Origin of the sequence: Marixanthomonas sp. SCSIO 43207, assembly GCF_019904255.1 — a bacterium.
In the GTDB taxonomy this organism is placed as follows: Bacteria; Bacteroidota; Bacteroidia; order Flavobacteriales; family Flavobacteriaceae; genus Marixanthomonas.
This window is the reverse complement of sequence record NZ_CP063203.1, coordinates 2,491,908-2,508,785: the sequence shown is the minus strand read 5'-3', so window position 1 is coordinate 2,508,785 and position 16,878 is coordinate 2,491,908. Positions and strand designations below refer to the sequence as shown.

The 16,878-nt window shown below is 33.9% G+C and carries 15 protein-coding genes; 9 read left to right on the top strand and 6 right to left on the bottom strand.

All coding sequences use genetic code 11. The features are described from left to right. Window positions 1-7: 7 nt before the first annotated feature. A protein-coding gene (prfB, locus tag INR76_RS11780; RefSeq protein WP_223110016.1) for a peptide chain release factor 2 occupies window positions 8-1,115 on the bottom strand; the annotation gives its coding sequence in 2 pieces (ribosomal slippage) (window positions 8-1,051 and window positions 1,053-1,115; 1,107 coding nt in all). A 121-nt stretch (window positions 1,116-1,236) separates the two neighbouring features. Between prfB and INR76_RS11775 the strand changes: the two genes are divergently transcribed. Together INR76_RS11775 and INR76_RS11770 are read left to right on the top strand one after the other, a co-directional pair. Further along, window positions 1,237-1,857 (top strand): hypothetical protein, encoded by a 621-nt coding sequence (locus INR76_RS11775; protein ID WP_223108163.1) that lies wholly within the window; start codon window positions 1,237-1,239, stop codon window positions 1,855-1,857. Window positions 1,858-1,862: 5 nt separating this feature from the next. Then, window positions 1,863-2,885 (top strand): low specificity L-threonine aldolase, encoded by a 1,023-nt coding sequence (locus INR76_RS11770; protein WP_223108162.1) that lies wholly within the window; start codon window positions 1,863-1,865, stop codon window positions 2,883-2,885. Window positions 2,886-2,933: 48 nt separating this feature from the next. Here INR76_RS11770 and INR76_RS11765 read toward each other — a convergent pair whose 3' ends face one another. Next, window positions 2,934-3,254 carry a YegP family protein gene (locus tag INR76_RS11765; protein ID WP_223108161.1) on the bottom strand — a complete coding sequence of 107 codons (321 nt, stop codon included), beginning with the start codon at window positions 3,252-3,254 and terminating at the stop codon, window positions 2,934-2,936. A gap of 309 nt (window positions 3,255-3,563) precedes the next feature. Between INR76_RS11765 and INR76_RS11760 the strand changes: the two genes are divergently transcribed. Beyond that, window positions 3,564-4,019, top strand: coding sequence for a thioredoxin family protein (locus tag INR76_RS11760; RefSeq protein ID WP_223108160.1), 456 nt, complete (start codon window positions 3,564-3,566; stop codon window positions 4,017-4,019). Between the two features lie 14 nt (window positions 4,020-4,033). Here the strand turns inward: INR76_RS11760 and INR76_RS11755 are convergent, their stop codons facing one another. Continuing rightward, the gene (locus INR76_RS11755; RefSeq protein ID WP_223108159.1) at window positions 4,034-4,357 is read right to left on the bottom strand and encodes a YbaB/EbfC family nucleoid-associated protein; all 324 of its coding nucleotides are present in this window, start codon (window positions 4,355-4,357) and stop codon (window positions 4,034-4,036) included. A 65-nt stretch (window positions 4,358-4,422) separates the two neighbouring features. Here INR76_RS11755 and INR76_RS11750 point away from each other — a divergent pair, with 65 nt between their 5' ends. From INR76_RS11750 to INR76_RS11740, 3 genes are all read left to right on the top strand, one after another. After that, window positions 4,423-6,558: a S9 family peptidase gene (locus INR76_RS11750; RefSeq protein WP_223108158.1), complete on the top strand. Its 2,136-nt coding sequence runs from the start codon at window positions 4,423-4,425 to the stop codon at window positions 6,556-6,558. A gap of 78 nt (window positions 6,559-6,636) precedes the next feature. Continuing rightward, window positions 6,637-7,674 carry a PLP-dependent cysteine synthase family protein gene (locus INR76_RS11745; protein ID WP_223108157.1) on the top strand — a complete coding sequence of 346 codons (1,038 nt, stop codon included), beginning with the start codon at window positions 6,637-6,639 and terminating at the stop codon, window positions 7,672-7,674. A 143-nt stretch (window positions 7,675-7,817) separates the two neighbouring features. Next, window positions 7,818-9,077, top strand: a complete 1,260-nt coding sequence (locus tag INR76_RS11740; RefSeq protein ID WP_223108156.1) for an aminotransferase class I/II-fold pyridoxal phosphate-dependent enzyme — start codon at window positions 7,818-7,820, stop codon at window positions 9,075-9,077. Window positions 9,078-9,138: 61 nt separating this feature from the next. Here the strand turns inward: INR76_RS11740 and INR76_RS11735 are convergent, their stop codons facing one another. Beyond that, window positions 9,139-10,260 (bottom strand): GTP cyclohydrolase, encoded by a 1,122-nt coding sequence (locus tag INR76_RS11735; protein WP_223108155.1) that lies wholly within the window; start codon window positions 10,258-10,260, stop codon window positions 9,139-9,141. A gap of 17 nt (window positions 10,261-10,277) precedes the next feature. After that, window positions 10,278-11,276, bottom strand: coding sequence for a transporter (locus tag INR76_RS11730; protein ID WP_223108154.1), 999 nt, complete (start codon window positions 11,274-11,276; stop codon window positions 10,278-10,280). Between the two features lie 95 nt (window positions 11,277-11,371). On the opposite strand from INR76_RS11730, the gene INR76_RS11725 reads away from it, so the two are divergent. From INR76_RS11725 to INR76_RS11715, 3 genes are all read left to right on the top strand, one after another. Continuing rightward, the gene (locus tag INR76_RS11725) at window positions 11,372-11,638 is read left to right on the top strand and encodes a DUF4834 family protein (RefSeq protein WP_370632401.1); all 267 of its coding nucleotides are present in this window, start codon (window positions 11,372-11,374) and stop codon (window positions 11,636-11,638) included. 102 nt (window positions 11,639-11,740) lie between these two features. Next, window positions 11,741-14,227 (top strand): YfhO family protein, encoded by a 2,487-nt coding sequence (locus INR76_RS11720; protein ID WP_223108153.1) that lies wholly within the window; start codon window positions 11,741-11,743, stop codon window positions 14,225-14,227. Window positions 14,228-14,233: 6 nt separating this feature from the next. Next, window positions 14,234-15,541, top strand: coding sequence for a glycosyltransferase family 4 protein (locus INR76_RS11715; RefSeq protein ID WP_223108152.1), 1,308 nt, complete (start codon window positions 14,234-14,236; stop codon window positions 15,539-15,541). 43 nt (window positions 15,542-15,584) lie between these two features. Here INR76_RS11715 and INR76_RS11710 read toward each other — a convergent pair whose 3' ends face one another. Next, window positions 15,585-16,835 (bottom strand): hypothetical protein, encoded by a 1,251-nt coding sequence (locus INR76_RS11710; RefSeq protein ID WP_223108151.1) that lies wholly within the window; start codon window positions 16,833-16,835, stop codon window positions 15,585-15,587. Window positions 16,836-16,878 lie beyond the last annotated feature (43 nt).

The following is a 16,878-nucleotide window of genomic DNA, read 5'->3' as shown; positions in this document are numbered from 1 at the left end:
CAAGGTTTTACAACTCGTTACTTTTTTCTTTTTGACCGGTCATCATTAAATAAGCTTTTAAAAAGTCATTTAAATCCCCATCTAGCACAGCATCTGTATTACCCGTTTCGTGACTTGTTCGAACGTCTTTAATAAGTTTGTATGGATGCAAGACATAATTCCGTATTTGTGATCCCCATTCAATAGCCATTTTGCTGTCTTCAATCTCTGCACGCTGTGCTTGTTGTTTCCGAAGTTCAATTTCGTATAATTGCGATTTCAACATTTGCATGGCCTTTTCTCGGTTTTCCAGTTGCGAACGCGTTTCAGAGTTATGAATTACAATACCCGAAGGTTTATGGGTTAATATTGCTTTGGTTTCTACTTTGTTTACGTTTTGACCGCCGGCACCACTACTGCGAGCAAAATCCCAAGAAATATCTGCCGGGTTAATATCAATTTCAATATTGTCATCTGCAAGAGGGTAAACGTATACGCTGGCAAAACTTGTATGTCTCTTGGCATTGCTGTCAAAAGGGGAGATGCGTACCAACCTGTGTACACCATTCTCACTTTTTAACCAACCAAAAGCATATTCACCTTCAATCTCTAGAGTTACTGTTTTTACACCGGCTACGTCACCTTCTTGATAGTTAAGTTCTTTAACTTTAAAGCCATTTTTTTCTGCCCACATTAAATACATACGCATGAGCATACTAGCCCAATCACAACTTTCGGTGCCACCAGCACCAGCTGTAATTTGAAGTACTGCACTTAAATCATCACCTTCTTCGCTGAGCATATTTTTAAACTCTAATGCTTCAATCGCTTCTAGAGCTTTATCATAGCGGTTTTCTACATTTTCTGCTTCGCCTTCACCTTCTTTAAAAAACTCATAAATTACTTCGGCGTCATCGGTAAGATTGATGGCTTCTTCATAATCTTCTACCCATTTCTTTTTATTACGAAGTTTACGCATAAAAGCTTCTGCTTCTTGCGGGTTGTCCCAAAAGTGTGGATCAAAAGTTTTTTCTTCTTCGTTTTGAATTTCTATCTTTTTTCCGGCAATGTCAAAGATACTGCCTCAAAGCATCTAAGCGATCTTTAAGGTCTTGAAGTTGATCGTTGGTAATCATAAACTCTTTTACGTTTTGTAGTTTTTCCTGAAACAAAAATAGGGTTTAACTTGCCAAGTGGAAATTATTTTGAGCTATTTTTATAACTTTAGATTTGATTAACCAAGTAAGTCAATTAATTATGAAATCTATTTTAGTATGCATAGTATTAGTTTTCAGTTCGTTCTGCTCAGCACAATATAACAATGAATTGGTTCCGTTATCAATTGTTACCGAAATGACCAAAACTTTAAAAAAACAAAATATTGACACCTATTTTTATGTGAATAAAACGTGTCTGGGAGAGACTAGAATTATTAAAATGAACGACGGTACTAATTGTTTTACCAGCGGAAATTTTAGTGAATATTATTTATTTTGGCAAAAAAATGATACTACTTACATTTCAAAAGCAGACAATTGTGGTCCATTTATAAAGCTGAAACTGGATGACACTACAATGTTTAATTTTTTTCTGAAACATAAGGATGCTATACAAAATAATTCAGTAAAAAAATACGAAGTAGCCAATCCAGAAAATGCTCCTACACAACGTACCAAAGTACATCCGTGCTCGCAGGAGTTTTCATTTACAACTGCAATGGGTACCTTTACACAAAAGTTTGATGAGTTTGATTTAACAAATGATTCTAAACAAAAAAATCTTAACTATGAATACAATCAGCAGTTAAAGTTAATTGAACTTGAAGCAATGATAGATCAAATAATACTTGAAACTGCAGATTCATTAAGGAGACAATAATCTATATGAAAATTGACTTACGAAGTGACACCGTCACAAAGCCTACCAAAGGCATGTTGCAAGCAATTATAAATGCTGAAGTAGGAGACGACGTTTACAAAGAAGATCCTACTGTAAATAAACTTGAAAAATACGTTGCCAATCTTTTTGGAATGGATGAAGCATTGTTTTTTCCTACCGGAAGTATGGCCAATCAAGCTGCTATAAAATTACATACACAACCTGCAGAGCAATTAATTTGCGATAAATGGGCGCATGTGTTTAATTATGAAGGAGGCGGCGCTTCATTCAACAGTGGTGTTTCTTGTAAATTGGTAGATGGGCATCGCGGTATGATTACAGCAAAACAAGTTGAAGAAAACATCAATCCGCCAGATTTTTATCACAGTCCATTAACCACCTTGGTATGTCTAGAAAACACTACCAATAAAGGAGGTGGCGCGTGTTATGATTTTGAAGAAATTAAAAAAATACGAAGTGTTTGTGATAAACATAATTTAGGACTTCATTTAGACGGTGCCCGGTTAATGAATGCTATTGTTGCCAAAAAAGAAAACCCCAAAGACTACGGAAATGTTTTTGACACACTTACAATTTGCTTGAGTAAAGGAATGGGAACACCTTTAGGAACAGTTCTTTTAGGGAAAAAAGAGCTGATGAATAATGCCATGCGTGTTCGGAAAGTGTTGGGTGGTGGTATGAGACAAATAGGTTTTATGGCTGCAGCCGGACTATATGCTTTTGAAAACCATATTGAAAGACTCAAGGAGGACCACAAAAAAGCATCGGAAATTGCGACAATTCTATCTGAGCAATCATATGTAAAAGAAGTAGAACCTACAGAAACCAATATTGTAATATTTTATTTGCAAGAAAATCTTTCAGAAGAAACGTTTATGAATGATTTACAATCTCAAGATATTATCATTAGCAATATGGGACAGGGAAAACTGCGCATTGTCACGCATCTAGATTACACCGATGATATGCACAATCACTTTTTAGAAGTTTTGAAAAAATACAATTAAAAAAAAGCTCCTCTTAAAGGAGCTTTTTTAATCTTTATCAAGAAGTGTTTATTCTACTTCTTTTACTTCGGCAGTAGGAGCATTTTTCTTTACAGACTCAATGCCATTATTCATACCGCTTTCACCGGCATACATCTGGCTACTACCAATAATTTGTCCGTTTGTAGATTTCAAATTGAAATGAAACTTACCATTTTTGGCTTCTTTCTTTTCATAACGAGCATCATCTCCGCAATTTTTCTTGATAGATTCAATTCCGTTTTTAGCAGCAGCTTTAGAATTGTACATCTCACTAGATAAGATTACTTGACCATTACTTGCTTTTAAGTTGAAATGATACTGATCTCCTTTTTTCTTAAGTTCAAACATAATATTGTTTTAAAAAGTTAGAATTCTTTTTTGAGTATTTAAATATCCGAAAAAAAATCCATTTTTGGAAGTTTGAAAAACTGAATTCATAAATCTATTTGTAAATACCGTAGTCACTAGTTGTTTTTAAAAGGTTTATATACAGTTGTTTATCGATGTAGAGCGACTATTTTTGCCTAAAGACTAAATTAAAATATAAAATGAAGGTAACTTTTGTTAAAACAATTTAATTTTAACTTAAATATGCCGTTTCAATTTTTATTTGGCATGAATTGTGTTTAATTTAGAAAAAAGAAAAGAGAAAGATTTATGAAACGCATTTTGTTTTTTACATTATTATTTGTTGCTACAATTTCTACAGCACAAATGAAAAACACCAAATTATCTTGGTTAACAAACCTTGACGAAGCACAGACTATATCACAGACTGATAATAAACCTATCTTAATTTACTTTACCGGCAGCGATTGGTGTGCGCCTTGCATGCGACTTAAAGAAGATTTTTTTGAAAACCCAAAGTTTACTCAACAAGCTAATAATCTAGTTTTGGTAAAGATTGATTATCCCAGAAGAGTTGATATAATTTCTGAAGAACAACTGGATTACAATAAAACAATTATTGCAAAGTACAACAAGCAACAAACGTTTCCTAAAATTGTAATGCTCAATTCAAAGGGTAAAGAAATAGGTCGAATTTCTGGCTACAGTCCTTCACGTGACACAAAAAACCACTTTGAGTTTTTAAAAACACATTTAGAAAAGTAACTAGTTAACAGAAATTATTTAAACATATCCATTCCTGGGATGTTTGGCATACCTTCTTTAGCAACAGCGCCTATTTCTGCTTCGTTTACTTCGGTTGCTTTTTTTATAGCGTTGTTAAGGTTTATAATTAAATAATCCTCAAGCTGTTCTTTATCCTCAAGAAGAGAATCTGCAACTTCAATATTTTTAATTTCTCTATTAGCAGTAATGGTTATTTTTAACAATCCGTCGCTGCTTTTTTCATCTATTAGGACAGTGTCTAAGCGTTTTTTTGTTGCTTCTACTTTTTCTTGAGCTTCTTTTAGTTTGCTCATCATTCCCATCATATCTCCAAACATATCTTTTTATTTTTAGTTTGATACAAATTTACTAATTTGCTTAGTTATTACTCAACTTTTTAAAGATGAAAAAAACACTACTCATTTGTTTTGTATGCCTTACTTTTGCCGTTTCTTGTAAAACAGATAAAACTTCAGAAGAAAAAATGAATATTACACCGCCTGATGCCAATAAAATTGCGAAAAATCTTGAAGTTCATGGAGATACTCGCGTTGATAATTATTATTGGCTAAATGATCGTGAGAATGAAGACGTTATTGACTATTTGAACAAAGAAAATGCTTATTATGATAAGATGACTCAGCATACAAAAGCTTTTCAAAAAACGCTTTTTGAAGAAATGAAAAGCCGCATTAAAGAAGATGATGAGTCTGTACCTTATTTTTACAATGGATATTACTATATCACTCGTTTTGAAAAAGGAAACGATTACCCTATTTATTCACGAAAAAAGGGGTCACTAGAGGCAGATGAAGAAATTCTCTTTAATGTAAATGAAATGGCAAAAGACCACTCATATTATAATTTGAGAGGTATAAATGTAAGTCCGGACAATAAGTGGGTTGCTTTTGGTGTAGATACAGTAAGCCGTCGTCAATACACTTTACGCATAAAAAACATAGAAACCGGAGAGATTCTTTCTGAAACTATTGAAAACACAACAGGAGGTTCAACCTGGGCAAATGATAATAAAACTCTTTTTTATACTCGTAAAGATGCACAGACACTTCGATCTAATGAAATTTTTAGACATACCAAAGGAACAGAAGCTTCAAAAGATCAATTAATTTATACTGAAGACGACGACACCTTTATCACCTATATATACAAAACAAAATCTGATAAGTATTTAATAATAGGTAGTAACAGTACACTCACCTCAGAATATCAAATTCTGGAAGCTGATAATCCCACAGGAAAATTTAGGATGTTTCAACCGCGCGAAAGAGGTTTGGAGTATAATATTGCTCACTTCGGAAGTGATTTTTATGTCCTAACCAATAAAGACGGAGCTACCAATTTTAAATTGATGAAAACTCCAGAAACCAAAACCTTAAAAGAAAACTGGAAAGATATCATTCCACATCGTGATTCTGTGTTGGTAGAAGATATTGACATTTTTAAAGATTATTTGGTAATAAGTGAACGTAATAACGGTTTGAATAAAATCCGAATTATGCGTTGGGATGAAACCGATGATTATTATTTACCCTTTGATAATGAAACTTATACAGCGTATACCATTCAAAATAGAGAATTTGACACCGATACTTTGCGCTACGGTTATAATTCATTAATTACTCCAGCTTCAGTAATTGATTTTAATATGAAAACTCGTGAGAAAACGGTTAAGAAAGAGGTAGAAGTACTGGGCGGAAACTTTAATAAAGAAAATTACGCATCAAAACGTGTTTGGGCCACCGCCAAAGATGGAACAAAAATTCCTATCTCAATGGTGTATAAAAAAGGTATTAAACAAGATGGCAGCAATCCATTTTTATTATATGCATACGGGTCATACGGTTCAACCATAGACCCTTATTTTTCAACTGTTAGACTTAGTTTACTAGACCGTGGATTCATATTTGCTATTGCCCATGTGCGAGGAGGAGAATATCTAGGTAGAAAGTGGTATGAAGACGGAAAGCTTCTAAATAAGAAAAATACCTTTACAGACTTTATAGATGCTTCAAAATATGTAATTGAAGAAGGATACACCTCGCCAGATCATTTATATGCATCTGGAGGATCTGCGGGAGGATTACTTATGGGAGCAATTGTGAATATGGCTCCAGAATTATACAACGGAGTGATTGCATCGGTGCCATTTGTAGATGTTGTAACAACCATGCTTGATGAAAGCATCCCTTTAACAACTGGCGAATATGACGAGTGGGGAAATCCTAATAATAAGGAGTATTATGATTACATCAAGTCATACTCACCATATGATAACGTTTCTAAGCAAGATTACCCTAATCTATTGGTAACAACAGGACTGCACGATTCGCAAGTGCAATACTGGGAACCCGCCAAATGGGTTGCAAAATTACGGGATATGAAAACAGATGATAACAAGCTCTTGCTTCATACCAATATGGATGCAGGTCACGGAGGTGCTTCGGGAAGGTTTGAAGCTTTAAAAGAAGTAGCTATGGATTATGCATTTATACTTGACTTAGAGCAAATTTCAGAATAATTAAAATTTTTAATGTAACTTTGCCCTGTTTTTAAATCATGAGTTACGCTCATAATTTTACTAACGAAAACTCCCTTTATGAAAGAAGAAATTCAGGCTCACGATAATGTGTTGCAGTTAATAGGAAATACTCCTTTAATCAAACTCAATAACATTACGGCGAACATGAAAGGCAACTACTACGCAAAAGTAGAAGCGTTCAACCCAGGTCATTCTTCAAAAGACCGAATTGCACTCTATATAATAGAAGAAGCTGAGAGAAAAGGAATTTTAAAACCAGGAAGTACAATTATTGAAACCACAAGTGGTAATACCGGTTTTAGTATTGCTATGGTGAGTGTTTTAAAAGGTTACAAATGTATTTTGGCTGTTAGTTCAAAATCTTCAAAAGATAAAATTGATATGCTCCGTACAATGGGAGCAGAGGTATATGTTTGTCCGGCACACGTTGCTGCAGATGATCCACGATCTTATTATGAAGTAGCAAAACGGTTACATAAAGAAACAGCGGGCTCTGTATACATTAATCAATATTTTAATGAATTAAATATTGATGCACATTATAAAACCACAGGACCCGAAATTTGGAAACAAACCAACGGGCAAATTACACACTTAGTAGCTTGCAGTGGTACGGGTGGAACTATTTCAGGAACAGCACGTTTTCTGAAAGAACAGAACCCAGATATTAAAATAATAGGGATTGATGCATTTGGATCGGTTCTTAAAAAATTTCACGAAACTCGTGAATTTGATAAAAATGAAATCTATCCTTATAGAATCGAAGGATTAGGAAAAAACTTAATTCCTTCTGCTACAGATTTTGATTCAATAGATTCATTTATCAAAGTAACAGATGATGAAAGCGCACACACAGCCAGAGAATTAGCAAAAAAAGAAGGAATTTTTGCCGGTTATACCAGTGGAGCCGCAATGCAAGGTTTAAAACAACTTGATGAAGCTGGAGAATTTTCTACTGTAAGTAATATTGTTGTTATATTTCCAGATCACGGATCTCGCTATATGAGTAAAATTTACAGTGATGACTGGATGGAACAACAAGGGTTTCTTGATACCGAGGTTGAAGAAGCCGCTTCTATTCAAATTATAAAATAACGGCATAATTCTGCAAGTAGACACACAACAACTATGGTTTGTTAATGCTAATTTATTGATGTGTCAATAACTTACGCAAAACTATATGGCTATAGTGAGTATTTTGTATATTTTTGCAGCCTGTATTGAAATATAGCAACTTGATGAAAGATTTATTTGATAAGATTTATAAAGACAAAGGACCGTTAGGTAAATGGGCAGAGCAAGCAGAAGGCTATTTTGTTTTTCCAAAACTTGAAGGACCTATAGGAAACAGAATGCACTTTAATGGTAAAGAAGTAATTACCTGGAGTGTTAATGATTATTTAGGACTTGCTAACCACCCTGAAGTACGTAAGGTAGATGCTGAAGCTGCTGCAAAATATGGATCGGCATATCCTATGGGAGCTAGAATGATGAGCGGTCATACCGATCTTCACGAACAACTTCAAAAAGAATTAGCTGCTTTTGTACATAAAGAAGCTGCTTATTTGTTGAATTTTGGTTATCAAGGTATGGTTTCTACCATTGATGCTTTGGTTTCAAAAGATGATGTAATTGTTTATGATGTTGACGCTCATGCGTGTATAATTGACGGTGTTCGTCTTCACTTAGGGCAACGTTTTACGTATAAGCATAACGATATGGAAAGTATCGAAAAAAACTTAAAACGTGCTGAAAAGGTAGCTGAAAAAACAGGAGGTGGTATTCTTCTTATTTCTGAAGGTGTCTTTGGAATGCGTGGAGAGCAAGGAAAACTAAAAGAAATTGCTGCCCTTAAAAAGAAATATACGTTTCGTTTATTTGTAGATGATGCACACGGTTTTGGTACACTAGGAAAAACAGGAGCTGGAGCAGGCGAGGAGCAAGGTGTACAAGATGATATAGATGTTTACTTTGCTACTTTTGCAAAATCTATGGCAAGCACAGGAGCATTTATAGCTGCAGATGAAGAAATAATAAAATACTTAAAATATAACTTACGTTCTCAAATGTTTGCAAAATCATTGCAAATGCAATTGGTTGAAGGAGCATTAAAGCGCTTAGATATGTTGCGCACAATGCCCGAATTAAAAGAAAAACTTTGGGAAAACGTAAATTCTTTACAAGGCGGTCTTAAAAAACGTGGGTTTGACATTGGTACAACTCAAAGTTGTGTAACTCCAGTTTATTTAAAAGGAAGTATTCCTGAAGCTATGGCCTTGGTAAAAGACCTTCGTGAAAATCACGGTATTTTCTGTTCAATCGTAGTTTATCCTGTAATTCCTAAAGGATTGATTTTGTTGAGAATGATTCCAACAGCATCACATACTATTGAAGATATTAATGAAACTCTAGACGCATTCTCAGCAATACGTGACAGACTGGAAGATGGGACCTACAAAAGGTTATCAGCAGCTGTTGCACAAGCAATGGGCGAATAAACTAGAGCTATATATTAGAAAATAAACTAGATAAAACCACTTCAAACCTGAAGTGGTTTTTTTATTCAATATTTTTTCGGAATGTGCTACGTTCTTTGTGCTGAATGGGGTTATAATCTTTCCAAAGTAATTGCACTGCAGTATTTTCTTTCAACTCGGGGTTGGTTTCTACTTGCTCAATTCCTTTTGAATTAAATAAATGTTGCATTTCTTCAAAAATAATTGCTGTTACTCCTTTGCCTTGCAATTCAGGGTCAATTCCTATTAAATAAAAAGCCGCAACATCATTTTTCTTTTGAGCTTGTAAGATATGATACCAACCGGTAGGAAATAGGCGCCCATTGGCTTTTTTCAAAGCTTTGCTAAAGGAAGGCATAACAATTGAAAAGGCTATAAGTTTGCCACTTTCATCTTTAATGCATGTTATATAATCTGGATGAACAAAACTGAAATATTTTTCTTTATAATAATCTATTTGATATTGCTGAATAGGAACAAAAGTTTGAAGTTTGTCATACGTATTATTAAGTAACTCAAACATTTTGTCTACATAAGGAAGAATTTCTTTTTTATTCTTGAATCGAATCACAGAAAGGTTGTATCGTTGCTTTACAATTTTTGAAAACTTGGCAACTTTATCTTTTATTGAGTTAGGTATGCTTAATTTAAATTCTACCCAAGTAGCTTGTTTTTCAAAGCCTAATTTTTCAAAATGTTCAGCATAATAAGGGTAATGATACCAAGTAATCATGGTATTTAGTTCTTCAAACCCCATAGTTAAAATCCCAGCTTTTTCCATATTTGAAAAGCCTACGGGACCTTCTGTATATTCTAGGTTGTGTTGTTTTCCTATTTCAAAAACTTTTTTAAGTAAAGCTTTTGTCACTTCAATGTCATCTATTACATCAAACCAGCCAAATCTAACTTTCTTTTTTCCTTGTTGATCTATCTCAAGATGATTGATTATTACAGCAATTCTACCCGCAATGGAGCCATTTTTATATGCCAAAAAATATGTTGCTTCGGCATTTTTGAATACCGGATTTTTTGCTTTGTCAAGAGTTTCCATTTCATCTTTTATCAGTGGCGGAACCCAATATTGACAATCTTTGTACAACTTGAACGGAAATGTTACAAATTGTTTTAATTCTTTTTTGTTGGTTACTTTTTTAACTTCTATCATGCGCTTTATTACTGTTGCTAGCGTTTTCCATCGCTTTCTAAAAGGTCTTTTCTTTTATTTCGTTCGTTCTTCTCTTTCTTCTGTTTTTGATACTTTTTTCTTTTCTCACGTCCGCTTTTTCCCTTTTCTTCAATAAACTCATCTCTATTGTGCATATCAAAACGGTACGCTACACCTGCTCTTCCGTAAAAAACAGAAGGGGTGTCTTTAAAGTTGATAGTTCCTGAAAGGTCAACATGAAGGTTTTCATTAATAAGTACTGCTACACCGCCACGTAATAGTTGATCTGAGTAAAAGTCACTTTTAATACCTTGATTTTCTAAAAATATTGAAAAATAACGATTAGTAGCGTGTGTAAGTGTAAGTATGTATCCATACTCTGGAGTATCTGTGGTAACTCTGTTTACAATTAAGTTTGTTACAAATACAAAACCTCCCACAAAATTATTTTGAGTAGACAAAACAAACTTGGGACTTATAGACTTTTCTGCTTCAGGGGTGAAGGGGTTGTCCTCGGTAATATCAAAATTGGCACCTGCGTATATTGAGATTGCAGGAATTAAATCCTGCCATTGAATTTTATTATTTGCTTTCCAGCTATATAAATTTGGACCTTCAGCTTCTCTTTTTACATAGGGATCATAAATTAAATATTTAGCTCCCAGTGTGTTACTTTTAAAATTTGCAAAATCACGTTCATAGGTACTATTTGCCCTCGTGTCTGTAACTTTGTTAGATTGAAACTCTCCTATGAGACTTACTTCTAGTTGCTCTTTTAATAATCCATACCTTACTGAATAATCCCAAGAAAAAATATTAGCATCTGTAAATAATAAACGGTGTTCTTCTTTTCCGAAGCTTAAACCAGATTCAAATTGTAACACATTGGTTCCCACAGAAAATGCGCCTTGTGAAACTCCCGGTCTATTGGTATTTATCATTTCAGTATACTGAGCGTATGTAGCATTTACGGTACTTAATACTAGTAAGGAAAGGAAAACAACTCGTTTATACATGGGTGTTTTGGTTTAATTCAAAGATATAAGAATTTATCATTTATTTAATAAATTGCTTTCGTCTTTTTAATGAGGTTTGTGTAATTTTGAATTCTATGATGACGTTTTTAAAAACGATATTAATAATCCTTCTGGTATATTTTGGGTTAAAATTTCTAATCCGTTGGGCTACACCGTATTTAATGCGATATGTGGCTAAAAAAGCCGGGCAGCGCTTTGAGCAGGCTTTTAACGGTGCACAAAGAACGACCAACTCTTCTAAAGAAAAAGAAGGAAAAGTTAGTATCGATAAAATGCCTAGAAAGCAAAGGACCAAGCAATCTACTGTAGGTGATTATGTAGATTATGAAGAAATAGATTAATCTTTTTCTATTCTTACTTTAATTGTATTTATATCTTCTTTTTAAAGGTATTTGTAGCATATTTTTGTTAATTTTCAAACTTCAAAAAAATTAACTGTTGCTATGAAGCATTTGCTTAAAAAACTTCTTCCTCATCTAGTAATCTTAGTTCTATTTATTGTAGCTGCTTTGGCTTATTTTAGCCCCGTATTGCAAGGTAAAACTATTTTCCAAAGTGATATTGCGCAATATCAAGGAATGGCTAAACAGTTGAAAGACTACAGAGCTGAAACAGGAGAAGAAACTTACTGGACAGATGCTGCTTTTGGAGGAATGCCTACGTACCAACTAGGCGCAAAATATCCTCATAACTATATTAAAGATTTAGATTTAGCAATCCGTTTTTTACCTAGGCCTGCAGACTACTTGTTTCTTTATTTTATAGGTCTTTACATTTTATTATTGGTATTAAAAGTAGATTACAAACTTGCTTTTCTTGGAGCACTTGCCTTCGGTTTTTCTACCTATTTGATCATTATTCTTGGAGTAGGTCACAATGCTAAAGCCCATGCTATAGCATATATGCCTTTAGTACTAAGCGGAATTTTGCTAACCTTCAGAAGAAAATATCTTTATGGTTTTTTATTGACAACTGTGGCGATGGGATTACAACTAGTGGCCAATCACTATCAAATGACTTATTATTTACTGTTTCTTGTTATTTGTATAGGTGTTGCATATTTAATTGATGCTTATAAGAAAAAACAACTTCCTCACTTCTTTAAGTCTGTAGGGATTATGGTAATTGGAGTTCTTATTGCTATTGGCCTTAATGCTACTAATATTTTAGCAACCAAAGAATATGCAGATACATCTACTCGCGGAAAAAGTGAACTCACTATACAAGCAGACGGCTCTCCAAAAGATAATGTAGAAGGTCTTGATTATAATTACATAACTGAATACAGCTACGGAATTTTAGAAAGTTTTAATCTATTTATACCCAATTTTATGGGAGGTGGTTCAAGTGATCCGTTACCACAAGATGGCGCTACTCAAGAAGCTTTATTAAAAATGGGGGTTTCACCACAACAAGCTAGTCAAATATTAAATCAACTACCTACTTATTGGGGAGACCAACCTATTGTGGCTGCTCCAGCTTATATAGGAGCTGTGGTAATTTTTCTGGCACTTTTAGCTTTGTTTTTAGTAAAAGGTCGCTTTAAGTGGTGGATTGTAGCTGCTTTTTTACTGAGTTTATTTCTTTCTTGGGGAAAAAATCTTGATAATGCTGCAATTTCGATAACTAAAAACTTTGATTTAAGAATTCCATTAACAGAAATATTTATTGATTATGTTCCGTTGTATAACAAATTTAGAGCGGTTTCATCTATTCAAGTAATTATAGAGGTAATACTTCCGGTGTTAGCAGTAATTGGGTTGCATCACTATTTTAGCAGATTTAAATCTGAAGAAAAAAAGAAAAAAGCATTACTGTACAGTGCCGGTATCACAGCAGGAATTGCTATTATATTTATTCTTTTAAAATCAACACTATTAGACTTTTCAAATTCGTTTTACGATGCTTCCATACGTGAAAATTTAAGCCTTCAAGTTCTAGATGCAGTTCGTGAAGATCGAGCATCAATGTTAACAAACGATGCAATTCGTTCGTTAATTTTTGTGATTTTAGCCGCAGGTACTTTGTGGTTCTTTTTAAAAGGAAAATTAAAAGAAATTTCAGTCGTTGGTATTTTGGCAATATTGATTGTTATTGATCTGGTTGGTGTAGATAGACGTTATGTAAACAACGATGATTTTGTACAAGCTCGAGTTATGGAAGAGCCATTTCAGAAAAATGGAGCTGATTTACAAATAGAAAAAGACGACGGTACATATAGAGTCTATGATGCAACTACAAACGCGTTTAATAGTGGTCGTGCTAGTTATTATCATAATGCTTTAGGCGGATATCACGCAGCCAAACCAGGTAGAATGCAAGATTTAAATGAGTTTTACATCAGTCAAGGAAACATAGGTATGTTAAATATGCTAAATGTAAAATACATTATTACACAGGGACAAAATGGAGGTGCAGTGGCTCAACGCAATCCATATGCAAATGGTAATGCGTGGTTTGTAGAGAATGTTATTTTGGCTGATAATGCAAATGATGAGTTACTATTATTGGATAGTCTTAACACAAAAAAGACTGCAGTAATCGCTGCCAAATTTAAATCTGAACTTCCCACTGAAAAGATAGCACGAGATAGCACTGCTACTATTGATATGGTTAGCCATAACCCACAACATATTGTTTATGAAACTTCAGCAAAATCTCCTCAATTAGCAGTTTTTTCTGAAGTGTATTATCCAGATGGATGGAACGCCTATATTGATGGTAAACCCGCTACACACTATCGTGCAAATTATGTTTTGAGAGCGATGACGGTTCCTGAAGGCATTCACAAAATTGAATTTAAATTTGAGCCTAAGGTTATAAACACTGGTAGTACCATTAGCTTGTTCAGTAGTATTTTGTTTATATTAATAGTGATAGGTGGTGGTTTTTTTGTCTTTAAAGGAAATGCAGCCAACAACAAAGCCTAAATCTATATGAAACGAGCTTTGATTATCACATATTATTGGCCACCGGCAGGCGGACCAGGTGTGCAGCGTTGGTTAAATTTTGTCAAATACTTTAGAGAATTTGGGATAGAACCTATTGTGTATATTCCTGACAATCCACATTATCCTTTAATAGACAGTAGCTTTAATCAAGAAGTTCAAAAAGATATTGAAATACTAAGACATCCTGTAAATGAGCCTTATAAGTTTGCCAAACTACTATCAAAAAACAAAACCAAACAAATAAGCAGTGGTATAATTTCTGAAAAAGAGCCTTCTTTTATTGAAAAGGTACTGCTATTTATTCGGGGTAATTTTTTTATTCCAGATGCGCGAGTAGGGTGGGTTAATCCTTCTGTTTCATTCTTAAAAAAGTATATTTCTAATAATAAAATTGATATAGTTGTAACAACCGGTCCGCCTCACAGCTTACATTTGATAGGGCAGAAGCTACAAAAGCAACTTGACTTGCCTTGGTTAGCAGATTTTAGAGATCCTTGGACTACCATTCATTATCATAAATCGTTACGATTAACAAAAGCCTCAGAAAGAAAACACAAAAAATTAGAAGCAAGTGTATTGAATAATGCTAGTGTAGTTACTGTTACGAGTCCTACTACCAAAAAAGAGTTTCAAGAAATCACAAAAAAAACTATTGAAGTAATAACAAACGGGTATGAAAGCAAGGAAGAAATTTCTGCCAGTCTTGATAAAAAGTTTAGCATGGTTCATATAGGATCGTTGTTAAGTGAACGCAATCCAATAGTGCTTTGGGAAGTGCTTTCAGAGCTTATTTCAGAAAATAAAAACTTTGCCAACGATTTTCAATTAAAACTTGCCGGGACAATAAGTGATTCGGTTGTTGAAAGTATTAAATCATATGGTCTAGAGCCTAACTTAGATCTTTTGGATTATATTTCTCATTCTGAAGCATTACAAATGCAGCATAATGCACAGGTTTTATTACTACTAGAGATTGACAGAGAAGAAACGCGCGCCATTATTCCCGGAAAATTATTTGAATATTTTGCCGCACAGCGACCCATCGTTGCTTTGGGACCTAAAGGTAGTGATATTGAAGGACTTATCACCGAAACTAACAGTGGAGCATTTTTTAACTATTCAGAACAAAAAGATTTGAAAGCTAAAATAACACAGCTCTATAGTCGATTTAAAGAAGGTAGGCTTGATGTAAACTCAAAAAACATTTCAAAATATAGCCGTAAAAGCCTTACTAAAAAAATGGCTGAAACCATACAACGTACAATCTGTAAAAAAGACGAAACCCCTGCATAACTTCCGTTTTGCAAGGGTTTCTAACTAACCAACCAAAAATTTATTATCCGCGTCCTTGAGTTCTACTACTTCTTGATGAAGAACGCTTACTTTTATTATTATCTCGTGAGCGAGACTTTGATACCGAACTTCTACTTTTTGCTTTTCTATCCGAAGTAGATCGATACGTTTTGTTTCGAGAAGTAGAACTACGTTTTTGAGATACTACTTTTCTAGTATTTGACGCACTTGAACGTTTTACACTTCTAGTTTTTGATGCACTTGATTTTCTGAGTGCCGTATTTCTAGCTATGGTTGTTTTTCTAGAATTAGGTTTACTTCGTACTACATTTCTATTTTGCTTTACACTTCTGTTATTTATAGAAGAATTTCTTACTGTATTATTTCTTCTAGAAGTTATTGAGCTATTTCTTACTCTAGAGGTATTATTTCTTGAAATTACACCTTCCGAGTCATTTTTACGTATTACATTACGCTTTGAACTTGCATTGTTTCTAGCTTTGTTTGAAGCTACTGAAGTTCTTGAAACAGATGATGCATTTTTTCTAGGGTTGTTTACTGCATATGTGTTTCTTCGGTTCGGGTTATAATTTTTACTTCTAGCTACGCGCCCGTCTTTATAATGTACTCTACTACCAGGACGGTAAAAATTACGTCTTCCATTTACATAGGCAACTCGGTTTCTATTTCTATAATATACTCTATGATTTACCCAGCTATATCTATGTGGACGATAATATCTTCTATATGGATAATCATATACAATACAATTTGAATAAAAAGGTCTTGCATAATACACGTGCCAAGGGCGGTAAATATACCTTGGTGTCCATACATTAATATACCCTACACAATGTGAAAAATATCCATAATTATTATAAATCACCCTCAATCCACCAACACGTACAATACGTCTATTATTATAGTGAATCTCTGTGTTTCCTACTTGCGCTACACGCCCATATTCATCATAGTATATAGGGATTTCTTCAACCTGAATTACAGCCCCATAATCATCATATTGAACAAATGCTTCATAATCATATCCGCCATTAAATGAAATATTTACATTGGGAGTATTTACGTTTACATGTACATTACTTCTATTTTGTCCTAAATAAACAAAATCAAACTGACCATCTGGAAACACTGAAAACTCAACATTTCCTTCTACAAAAACATACGATTTACCATCGTAGCTGTAATTTGCTATTTCTTCTGAAGCTTTTGTCTCTGCATGTACAGAATAGCTTATCAAGAAGATACTGAATAAGAATAATGATAATTTTTTCATAATAGATAGATTTAATTTGTACTCGCTTAATTTTTTGGTCAGC

Bases quoted from the DNA above. Each gene is read 5' to 3' on its own strand.
- INR76_RS11755 (WP_223108159.1), bottom strand. From the start codon at position 4,357: ATGTTTGGAGATATGATGGGAATGATGAGCAAACTAAAAGAAGCTCAA.
- INR76_RS11765 (WP_223108161.1), bottom strand. From the start codon at position 3,254: ATGTTTGAACTTAAGAAAAAAGGAGATCAGTATCATTTCAACTTAAAA.
- INR76_RS11735 (WP_223108155.1), bottom strand. From the start codon at position 10,260: ATGATAGAAGTTAAAAAAGTAACCAACAAAAAAGAATTAAAACAATTT.
- INR76_RS11750 (WP_223108158.1), top strand. From the start codon at position 4,423: ATGAAAAAAACACTACTCATTTGTTTTGTATGCCTTACTTTTGCCGTT.
- INR76_RS11715 (WP_223108152.1), top strand. From the start codon at position 14,234: ATGAAACGAGCTTTGATTATCACATATTATTGGCCACCGGCAGGCGGA.
- INR76_RS11745 (WP_223108157.1), top strand. From the start codon at position 6,637: ATGAAAGAAGAAATTCAGGCTCACGATAATGTGTTGCAGTTAATAGGA.
- INR76_RS11775 (WP_223108163.1), top strand. From the start codon at position 1,237: ATGAAATCTATTTTAGTATGCATAGTATTAGTTTTCAGTTCGTTCTGC.
- INR76_RS11710 (WP_223108151.1), bottom strand. From the start codon at position 16,835: ATGAAAAAATTATCATTATTCTTATTCAGTATCTTCTTGATAAGCTAT.
- INR76_RS11725 (WP_370632401.1), top strand. From the start codon at position 11,372: ATGATGACGTTTTTAAAAACGATATTAATAATCCTTCTGGTATATTTT.
- INR76_RS11760 (WP_223108160.1), top strand. From the start codon at position 3,564: ATGAAACGCATTTTGTTTTTTACATTATTATTTGTTGCTACAATTTCT.
- INR76_RS11730 (WP_223108154.1), bottom strand. From the start codon at position 11,276: ATGTATAAACGAGTTGTTTTCCTTTCCTTACTAGTATTAAGTACCGTA.
- INR76_RS11740 (WP_223108156.1), top strand. From the start codon at position 7,818: ATGAAAGATTTATTTGATAAGATTTATAAAGACAAAGGACCGTTAGGT.
- INR76_RS11720 (WP_223108153.1), top strand. From the start codon at position 11,741: ATGAAGCATTTGCTTAAAAAACTTCTTCCTCATCTAGTAATCTTAGTT.
- INR76_RS11770 (WP_223108162.1), top strand. From the start codon at position 1,863: ATGAAAATTGACTTACGAAGTGACACCGTCACAAAGCCTACCAAAGGC.